Raw genomic sequence first — 10,040 nt, 5'->3', positions numbered from 1 at the left:
ACCTCCATGCAGAGTGGAGGGTTGGCCGCCGCCCTGATCATTACGGACACATCCCTAGGTCGCCGTGACGCCGGTGGACAGATGGTCGGCGAGCCACGTGGGAACGCCGCCCATGAGGCGGAAGAGCCGGGCCGCCTCGGCGCGCAGCCGGTCCGCGTCGGCGTCCGGGGCGGCATCGGCCAGCGCCACGAGGGCCGGCGCGGTGCCGACCAGGAAGCCCAGTTCCTCGCGGATCCGCAGCGACTCGGCGAAACCGTGCCGGGCCTCCGCCACTTCCCCGTCGCGCAGCGCAAGCCCGGCCAGATGCCGCCAGGTGAAGGACAGCAGCAGGGTGTCGCCGTGCGCGGTGGCGCCGGCGTGTGCGCGGCGGTAGGCGGCCCGCGCCGCGTCCGGGCTGTCGGCGACGTGCTCGGCCATCAGTCCGCGGCGGAAGTCCAGCAGCGGGCGGCCGGCCGCGGCGGGCGCCAGCAGCGCGGCGGCCCGGCCGAGCGCCGAACGCGCCTCGTCGGCCCGGTCACGGACGCTCAAGACCGTGGCGGCGTACGCGAGATGGCCGCGCTCGCAGGCCGCGCCGCCCCGCTCGTCGTCGTCGGCCGCCAGTGCCTCGGCGGCGCGCAGCGCATCCTCGGCCGCGGCCCAGCCGGTGGCCGTGAACATGCACCGCTCGACCAGCAGCGCGGCGCGACGCAGCGCGGACGGCGCGTGATGGACGGAGTGCGGTTCCAGCAGGGCGGCCGCATCGTCCCAGCAGCCGCGGGAACGCAGTCGCCAAACGGCACGGTCGAGGGGATCGTCCCCCTCGACCGTGCCGACTGCGCCTGTTTCAGGTGCGGATGCGGGTGCCGGTACCGGGATCGGTACCGGAAACACAGAACTGACCGGATCCGCGGAATCCGCGGATTCTGACATGGCGGTATCCGCCACATTGCCCTCCCCGAGCGCGCCATTGAGCTGGAAATGGAAGCCGTGGGCGAATCTCAGCACGAATTCCGTCGTGCGGCCAAGGGGGTGAGTGAATGAATTCACAATCCCTGGTGGGTGGTCCGGAGGGCGGGCGAGGGCCTGATCGGCCGCATCGCGGCACCGTGCGGCCGTCCGGCGGCCGGACGGCGTCGAGTGCGATGCCGCCCGATCGAGTTACCCCGAATGGCGTAACCGGGCCCCGCCGGGGCCGAACCGACGGGGCCGGGGGAGCACGGGGCGCCGGACACCGGCCCCGCCGCCGGGCGACGGGATCCGTGGCGCGCGGCCGCCGTCAGCTCATCCGCAGCGCCAGGAAGAAGTCGAGCTTGTCCTCCAGGCGGGACAGATCGCGGCCGGTGAGCTGCTCGATCCGGCCCACCCGATAGCGGAGGGTGTTGACGTGCAGGTGGAGGCGGCTGGCGCAGCGGGTCCAGGAGCCGTCGCAGTCCAAAAACGCCTCCAGGGTGGGGATCAGCTCGGCGCGGTGCTTGCGGTCGTAGTCGCGCAGCGGGTCCAGGAGGCGGGCGGTGAAGGCCCGGCGGACGTCGTCCGGCACGAAGGGCAGCAGCAGGACGTGCGAGGCCAGCTCCTCGTGCCCGGCGGCGCAGACCCGGCCAGGGCGGGCCGCGGCGACCCTGCGGGCGTGCCGGGCCTCCTCCAGGGCGCCGCGCAGCCCCTCGGCCGAGTGGACCGCGGCGCTCACCCCGACCGTCAGCCGCCCGTCGTCCGACAGACCGCGGCCGAGCGGCTCCCGGACGACGGAGAGCAGCTCATCGGCGTGCAGACCCGTCGTCGAGGCGTCTCCGGGCTCGTCCGGGACGGGCAGCGGCACCAGCGCCACCGCCTCGTCGCCGGTGTGCGCCACGGCGATGCGGTCGGAGGGCTCCGGGCCGAAGGTGCCGGGGTCGACCAGCATCTCCTCCAGCAGGCTCTGCGCCACCGGGCCACCCGGGACGTCGCCGTCCTCCCACTCGACCCTGGCCACCACGATCTGCCAGTGCGGTGCGGCGCCCAGTCCGGGCAGCAGCACCGGGGCCGCCACCCGCAGCCGGGCCGCGATCTCGGCGGGCGGTGCGCCGGTCTGGACGAGCTCCAGCACCTCCTGGGCGAGCCGGCGGCGGACCGTACGGGCCGCATCGCGCCGGTCGCGTTCCACGGCGATCAGCTGGGTGACCCCGTGCAGCAGGTCGAGGCGCTCCTCGGGCCAGTCGCCGGCGTCCGCCTCGACGGCCAGCAGCCAGTCGCTCAGCAGCGTCTGGCGCAGATCACGGCCCTCGTGGCGGATCGGGAAGAGGGAGAAGGTGGAGCCGTCCAGGGTGACCCGGTGCGGGCCCCGGCGGCCCGTACGGGCCGCCGCCAGATGCTCGCCCGCGAGCCGGGCGGCCAGTTCACCGGACAGCTCGGGCCCGGAGTCCGCCAGCGTCGAGCCCGCGATCTGCCGGCCGGTGGGGGAGAGCACCCAGGCCCGCAGGTCGAGGTCGGAGCCGAGCAGGTCCAGGACCACCTCTGGGCCGCCGCCCGTGGGGCCCGACGTCATCAGCCGCCGGTGGCGGTCCACCACGGCCGCCAGATCGCCGGCCCGCTCGCTGGAGACCTGGCGCACGACATGCTCGGTGATGGAGGCGAACGAGACGTCCTCGACGACGGAGAACAGCGGCAGCCGGTGCCGGATGCAGGCCTCGACGAGGTCGTCGGGGACCGAGCCCAGCTCCGCCTCGCCCGCCGCGAGCCCGGCGACCCCGGCGGTGGCCAGGATGCGCACGAACCGCTCGGAGTCGTCCGGTTCACGGCGCCACGCCAGCCCCGTCAGCACCAGCTCGCCGCCGGAGAGGTAGCGGCTGGGGTCGCGCAGGTCGGTGGTCATCACGCCGCGTACCGTGCGGTCCAGCTCGTCCTCGCCCCCGAGCAGCCGAAGGCCCAGGGTGGGGGTGTCCAGGAGTGCGCGGAGCCGCATGACCTCGCCCGCCGTTCTTTGCTGTCTGGTGTTGCCGGTGGAATGCCGCGAGGTTTCAGCGCCTCGTCTTTCGTTCGAATCTACAAGACAGGTGGCTTGGCCAGCCAACCGCTTCATGGTTTCGGTGACTGCACCGGGCGGGTCCCGGGCGCGTTCACTGAGCCCATCCGCATGAACGAGACATGAACGGCTCCATGGCGATGCCAGCGCAGCGTCCTCACCATGAGCAGCGAACGACCGATTTCGTAGAATTCCTAGAAGAGGCCAACCATGGACTTCCTTCGCCCCGCCAGCTGGGAGGAGGCGCTCGCCGCCAAGGCCGAGCACCCTACCGCTGTGCCCATCGCGGGCGGCACGGACGTGATGGTCGAGATCAACTTCGACCATCGCCGCCCCGCGTACCTGCTCGACCTGAACCGCATCGGTGACCTGAGCGAGTGGGAGGTCGGAGAGAAGACCGTACGCCTGGGAGCCTCCGTCCCGTACACCGCGATCATGGAGAATCTGCGGGCCGAACTCCCGGGTCTGGCGCTGGCCTCGCACACGGTGGCCTCCCCGCAGATCCGCAACCGCGGTGGCGTCGGCGGCAACCTCGGCACCGCCTCCCCGGCCGGCGATGCGCACCCCGCGCTGCTCGCCGCCGGCTGTGAGGTCGAGGTGGAATCCGTGCGCGGCCGCCGGATGATCCCGATCGACGACTTCTACACCGGCGTCAAGCGCAATGCGATGGAGCCCGACGAGCTGATCCGCTCGGTGCATCTGCCCAAGGCGGACGGCCCGCAGCAGTTCTCCAAGGTCGGCACCCGCAACGCCATGGTGATCGCGGTTTGTGCGTTCGGTATCGCGCTGCACCCCGACACCCGCACGGTGCGCACCGGCATCGGCTCCGCCGCACCCACCCCCGTACGGGCCCGTGAGGCCGAGGACTTCCTCGCCGCGGCGCTGGACGAGGGCGGCTTCTGGGAGTCGGGCAGCCCCATTCCGCCGTCCGTCGCCAAGCAGTTCGCGCAGCTCGCCTCCGGCGCCTGCAACCCGATCGACGACGTACGCGGCAGCGCCAAGTACCGCCGCCACGCGGTCGGCATCATGGCGCGCCGCACCCTCGGCTGGACCTGGGAGTCCTACCGCGGCAACGCCCACGGCACAAAGGGAGGCGCACAGTGCGCGTGACATTCACCGTCAACGGCCGTCAGCAGGAGGCCGACGACGTCTGGGAAGGCGAGAGCCTGCTGTACGTCCTCCGTGAGCGGATGGGTCTGCCGGGCTCCAAGAACGCCTGTGAACAGGGCGAATGCGGTTCCTGCACGGTCCGTCTGGACGGGGTGCCGGTCTGTTCCTGTCTGGTCGCGGCTGGGCAGGTCGAGGGCCGCGAGGTCGTCACGGTCGAGGGCCTGGCCGATTACGCCAAGCACCGCGAGGACGTCCACCCCGGCGGCGGCTGTGCCTCCGGCGCCTGTGGCACCTCGCTGCAGGCCGCGCAGCAGTGGCAGGCCAAGGGCACCGACTCGCAGACCGGTGAGGGCGGTGAACTCTCCCCGATCCAGCAGGCGTTCATCGACGCGGGTGCCGTCCAGTGCGGTTTCTGCACGCCCGGCCTCCTGGTCGCGGCCGACGAGATGCTGGAGAACAACCCGCAGCCGACCGACGCGGACATCCGCGAGGCGCTCTCCGGCAACCTCTGCCGCTGCACCGGCTACGAGAAGATCCTGGACGCGGTACGGCTCGCGGCCGCCCGTCAGGGTCAGGAAGAGGTGGTCTGACCATGGGAACCACCGGAACCCCCACCAAGATCACCCAGGGCTCGCAGACCAAGGGCGGCATCGGCGAGTCCACCCTGCGCCCCGACGGCACACTGAAGGTCACCGGCGAGTTCGCGTACTCCTCGGACATGTGGCACGAGGACATGCTGTGGGGCTTCACGCTCCGCTCCACCGTCGCGCACGCCGAGATCGTCTCCATCGACACCTCCGAGGCGCTCGCCCAGTCCGGCGTCTACGCCGTGCTGACCTACGACGACCTGCCCACGTCGATCAAGAACTACGGCCTGGAGATCCAGGACACCCCGGTTCTCGCGCACGGCAAGGTCCGCCACCACGGTGAGCCGGTGGCCCTGGTCGCCGCCGACCACCCGGAGACGGCGCGGCGCGCGGCGGCCAAGATCAAGATCGAGTACAAGGAGCTGCCCGTCGTCACCGACGAGGCCTCCGCGACCGCCGACGACGCGCCGCTGCTCCACGAAGGCCGCGACGACCACCACGCCGGGCACGTCGCGCACCCCAACATCGTCCACCGTCAGCCGATCGTCCGCGGCGATGCCGACGGGGCCGCCGGGAAGGCCGATGTCATCGTCTCCGGCGAATACGTCTTCGGCATGCAGGACCAGGCCTTCCTCGGCCCAGAGTCCGGCCTCGCGGTGCCCGCCGAGGACGGCGGGGTGGACCTCTACGTCGCCACCCAGTGGCTGCACTCCGACCTCCGTCAGATCGCCCCCGTCCTCGGCCTGCCCGAGGAGAAGGTCCGGATGACGCTCTCCGGCGTCGGCGGCGCGTTCGGCGGCCGCGAGGACCTGTCGATGCAGATCCACGCCTGCCTGCTGGCGCTGCGCACGAACAAGCCGGTCAAGATCGTCTACAACCGCTTCGAGTCCTTCTTCGGTCACGTCCACCGGCACCCGGCGAAGCTCTGGTACGAGCACGGCGCCACCAAGGACGGCAGGATCACGCACATGAAGTGCCGGATCGTGCTGGACGGCGGTGCCTATGCCTCCGCGTCGCCGGCCGTGGTCGGCAACGCCGCCTCGCTGGCGGTGGGTCCGTACGTGATCGACGACGTCGAGATCGAGGCCGTCGCGCTCTACACGAACAACCCGCCCTGTGGCGCCATGCGCGGCTTCGGCGCGGTCCAGGCGTGCTTCGCGTACGAGGCGCAGATGGACAAGCTGGCGGCGAAGCTGGACATGGACCCGGTCGAGCTGCGTCAGCTGAACGCCATGGAGCAGGGCACGCTCCTGCCGACCGGGCAGCCGGTCGACTCGCCGGCCCCGGTCGCCGAGATCCTGCGCCGCGTCAAGTCCCGCCCGCTGCCGCCGGAGCGCCAGTGGGAGTCCAGCGAGGGCGCCGACGTCCGTCAGCTGCCCGGCGGCCTGTCGAACACCACCCACGGCGAAGGCGTCGTCCGCGGTGTCGGTTACGCGGTCGGCATCAAGAACGTCGGCTTCTCCGAGGGCTTCGACGACTACTCCACCGCCAAGGTGCGCATGGAGGTCATCAACGCCGAGCCGGTCGCCACGGTGCACACGGCGATGGCGGAGGTCGGCCAGGGCGGTGTCACCGTCCACGCGCAGATCGCCCGCACCGAGCTCGGTGTCACCCAGGTGACGATCCACCCCGCCGACACCCAGGTGGGCAGCGCCGGTTCGACGTCGGCCTCCCGCCAGACCTACGTCACCGGCGGCGCCGTCAAGCACTCCTGCGAGCTCGTCCGCGAGAAGGTCCTGGAGATGGGCCGCCGCAAGATGGGCACGTACCACCCGGCGTGGGCCACCGCCGAACTCCTCCTGGAGGGCGGCAAGGTCGTCACCGACGGCGGCGAGGTCCTCGCCGACCTGGTGGACGTGCTGGAGGGCGAGGCCGTCGAGATCGAGGCCGAGTGGCGGCACCGGCCCACCGAGGCATTCGACCTGGTCACCGGCCAGGGCAACGGCCACGTCCAGTACTCCTTCGCGGCGCACCGCGCGGTCGTCGAGGTGGACACCGAACTCGGCCTGGTGAAGGTCATCGAGCTGGCCGTCGCCCAGGACGTCGGCAAGGCGCTCAACCCGCTGTCCGTCGTCGGCCAGATCCAGGGAGGCACCACCCAGGGCCTGGGCGTGGCGGTCATGGAGGAGATCATCGTCGATCCCAAGACCGCGAAGGTGCGCAACCCGTCCTTCACGGACTACCTCATCCCCACGATTCTCGACACCCCGACCATCCCGGTCGATGTGCTCGAACTAGCCGACGAGCACGCCCCGTACGGGCTGCGCGGCATCGGCGAGGCTCCCACCCTGTCGTCCACCCCGGCCGTCCTCGCGGCGATCCGGAACGCGACCGGGCTGGAGCTCAACAAGACGCCGGTACGTCCCGAGCACCTCACCGGCACATAGAGAGCCGTCCGGGGCGACCCCGGACACCGGTCTCCGGGCGGTGCGTGTCAGGGGTGTCCCTGTCCGTCCTCCTCCGCGCACCGCCCGGAGTCCCATGCCGCACCACGCAGTCGCTGCTCCGCCCCGGCGGAGCCAGTACCCCATCGTTCGTCTCGGGCCGTCCCCCGGGTCGTGCAGCCGAAGTTCCATCCCAAATCTCGCACTCGAGGCGAGTGCCCCTTTGAACCTTGGGAGTAAGGCACCATGACCCAGCAGTCCACCGAGCCGAGGACCACGGCGGAAGAGGCGGGCGACGGCTCGCGCCAGCCCGCCGGCCGGTCCTGGCTCGACCGGTACTTCCACATCTCCGACAGAGGATCGACGCTCGCGCAAGAGGTGCGCGGCGGCATCACCACCTTCATGGCGATGTGCTACATCCTCCTGCTCAACCCGCTGATCCTCTCGACCCCGGACGTGGAGAAGAACACCCTCGCGCATGCGGGCGTGGTCACCGCGACCGCGCTGGCCGCGGCCGTCTCCACGCTGCTGATGGGCTTCATCGGCAAGGTACCGCTGGCCCTGGCGGCCGGCCTCAACGTCTCCGCCGCCCTGACCGCACAGGTGGTCCCGAACATGACCTGGCCGCAGGCCATGGGCATGTGTGTGATCTACGGCGTGGTCATCTGTCTGCTGGTGGTCACCGGCCTCCGCGAGATGATCATGAACGCCATCCCGCTGGCGCTCAAGCACGCGATCACCATGGGCATCGGTATGTTCGTCGCCCTGCTGGGCCTGGTGAAGGCCGGCTTCGTGGGCAAGGGCGAGGGCGGCCCCGTCACCCTCGGTCTCAACGGACAGCTGTCCGGCTGGCCGGTCCTGTTCTTCTGCGTCACCCTGCTGCTGATCTTCATGCTGCAGGCCCGCAAGATACCCGGCGCGATCCTCTTCGGCATCGTGGCCGGCAGCGTGCTGTCCATCGCCGTGACCAGGATCGGCGGCCTGACGGCCAAGGACTGGGGCGGTACGCCCCCCGAGCTGAGCGGCGGCGCGGTCGCGATGCCCGACTTCGGCCTCTTCGGTCATGTCGAGTTCGGCGGCTGGGGCTCCATCGGCGCGCTCAGCGTCGGCATGATCGTCTTCACCCTGGTGCTGGCCGGCTTCTTCGACGCCATGGCCACCATCATCGGCGTCGGCACGGAGGCCAAGCTGGCCGATGACAAGGGCCGGATGCCGGGTCTGTCCAAGGCGCTGTTCGTGGACGGCGCGGGCGGTGCGATCGGCGGTCTGGCCGGCGCCTCCGGACAGACCGTGTTCATCGAGTCGGCGAGCGGCGTCGGCGAGGGTGCACGCACCGGTCTGTCGTCCGTCGTCACCGGCCTGTTCTTCGCGGCCTGCCTGTTCTTCACCCCGGTCACCCAGCTCGTACCGGCCCAGGTGGCCTCGGCAGCCCTCGTCGTCATCGGCTCGATGATGATGAGCGCCGCCGGCCACGTGGACTGGCGCGACCGCTCGGTGTCCATCCCGGTCTTCCTGACCGTGGTCCTGATGCCCTTCACCTACAGCATCACCGCAGGTGTGGGCGCCGGCGTCATCGCCTACGTTGCCATTAAGGCGGCACAGGGCAAATGGCGCGAGGTCGGCGGCTTCATGTGGGTGCTGACCGCGATTTTCGTCCTCTACTTCTCGCTCCATCCGATCGAGCAGTGGCTGGGCGTCAAGTAACGCCCGCCCTCCCCATCCGTCCGTAAGGAGACCGACATGCTGGACATCGCCGAAGAGCTGCACCGGTGGGTCGGGCAGGGCCGCGACTTCGCGGTGGCCACCGTGGTGGCCACCCATGGCAGCGCGCCCCGCCAGCCCGGCGCCGCCCTGGCCGTCGACAGTGACGGCACGGCGATCGGGTCGGTCTCCGGCGGATGTGTGGAGGGGGCGGTGTACGAGCTGTGCCAGGAGGCGCTGCAGACCGGTGAGCCGGTCCTGGAGCGCTTCGGCTACAGCGACGAGGATGCCTTCGCCGTGGGCCTGACCTGCGGCGGCATCATCGATATCCTCGTGCAGCCGATACGGACGGCCGTCCGGCGCCCGGCAGGCGGCGGAGCGCCGGGGGAGCCGGCGGACGGTACCGCCGACACGCTCACCGCCGGGCTGGCCGCCGCCGCCACGGGGGAGGCGGCGGCGGTCGCCCGGATCATCGACGGCCCCGCAGAACTCCTCGGCCGCGCCCTGGTGGTCCGCCCCGACGGCAGCCACACCGGCACCCTCGGCGGCCACCCCGCCCTCGACCGCACCGCGATCGCGCAGACCCGTGCCCTGCTGGACGCCGGGCGCACCACGACGATCGAGATCGGCGCGGGCCCGGCGCCCGAGGACGACGCCACCGGCGAAGGCGCCGCACAGCCGAGCGGGGCGCAGTGCGGCCGGCCCGTCCTCCTCCTCGTGGAATCCTCCGTCCCCGCGCCCCGCATGATCGTCTTCGGCGCCATCGACTTCGCCTCCGCGCTGGTCAAGGTCGGCAAGTTCCTCAACTACCACGTCACGGTCTGCGACGCCCGCCCCGTCTTCGCCACCCGCACCCGCTTCCCGGACGCCGACGAGATCGTCGTCGACTGGCCGCACCGCTACCTGGACTCCCAGGACCTGGACTCCCGCACGGTGCTGTGCGTGCTGACCCACGACGCCAAATTCGACGTACCGCTGCTGGAGCGGGCGCTCAAGCTCCCGGTCGCCTACGTCGGCGCGATGGGCTCGCGCCGCACCCACCTGGACCGCCTGCGGCGGCTGCGCGACACCGGCCTGACCGAGCTCGAACTCAACCGGCTGCGCTCGCCCATCGGCCTCGACCTCGGCGCCCGCACCCCGGAGGAGACCGCGCTGTCCATCGCCGCCGAGATCGTCGCCAACCGCCGCGGCGGCACCGGCGTTCCGCTGACCGGCGCGCACACCCCCATCCACCACGACACTGCCCGGCCGGTGGGGCGGATCGGGTCGGTGGCCTGACGC

7 protein-coding genes are annotated in these 10,040 nt (G+C 71.5%); 5 read left to right on the top strand and 2 right to left on the bottom strand.

The window, feature by feature from the left end; translation table 11 throughout:
- Nucleotides 1–54 precede the first annotated feature (54 nt).
- Complete coding sequence (locus tag ACWGI6_RS37975; RefSeq protein WP_453271739.1) at nt 55–909, bottom strand: hypothetical protein; 855 nt, start codon at nt 907–909, stop codon at nt 55–57.
- 346 nt (nt 910–1,255) lie between these two features.
- Entirely contained in the window at nt 1,256–2,917 is a 1,662-nt protein-coding gene (locus tag ACWGI6_RS37970; RefSeq protein ID WP_453271738.1) for a PucR family transcriptional regulator, read from the bottom strand.
- Between the two features lie 270 nt (nt 2,918–3,187).
- Between ACWGI6_RS37970 and ACWGI6_RS37965 the strand changes: the two genes are divergently transcribed.
- The 5 genes from ACWGI6_RS37965 to ACWGI6_RS37945 all read left to right on the top strand — a co-directional run bounded on the left by ACWGI6_RS37965 (nt 3,188) and on the right by ACWGI6_RS37945 (nt 10,037).
- Nucleotides 3,188–4,087, top strand: a complete 900-nt coding sequence (locus tag ACWGI6_RS37965; protein ID WP_453271737.1) for an FAD binding domain-containing protein — start codon at nt 3,188–3,190, stop codon at nt 4,085–4,087.
- Nucleotides 4,078–4,677 carry a (2Fe-2S)-binding protein gene (locus tag ACWGI6_RS37960; protein ID WP_453271736.1) on the top strand — a complete coding sequence of 200 codons (600 nt, stop codon included), beginning with the start codon at nt 4,078–4,080 and terminating at the stop codon, nt 4,675–4,677. Before ACWGI6_RS37965 ends, ACWGI6_RS37960 begins: the two co-directional genes overlap by 10 nt.
- A 2-nt stretch (nt 4,678–4,679) precedes the next feature.
- Complete coding sequence (locus ACWGI6_RS37955; RefSeq protein WP_453271735.1) at nt 4,680–7,061, top strand: xanthine dehydrogenase family protein molybdopterin-binding subunit; 2,382 nt, start codon at nt 4,680–4,682, stop codon at nt 7,059–7,061.
- Between the two features lie 243 nt (nt 7,062–7,304).
- Nucleotides 7,305–8,762: an NCS2 family permease gene (locus ACWGI6_RS37950; RefSeq protein ID WP_453271734.1), complete on the top strand. Its 1,458-nt coding sequence runs from the start codon at nt 7,305–7,307 to the stop codon at nt 8,760–8,762.
- 36 nt (nt 8,763–8,798) lie between these two features.
- The gene (locus tag ACWGI6_RS37945) at nt 8,799–10,037 is read left to right on the top strand and encodes an XdhC family protein (protein WP_453271733.1); all 1,239 of its coding nucleotides are present in this window, start codon (nt 8,799–8,801) and stop codon (nt 10,035–10,037) included.
- Nucleotides 10,038–10,040: the final 3 nt, after the last annotated feature.

It is taken from the genome of Streptomyces sp. NPDC054786, from assembly GCF_053611685.1.
Note: the sequence above shows the minus strand (reverse complement) of the source record. Positions and strands in the feature narration are given on the sequence as shown.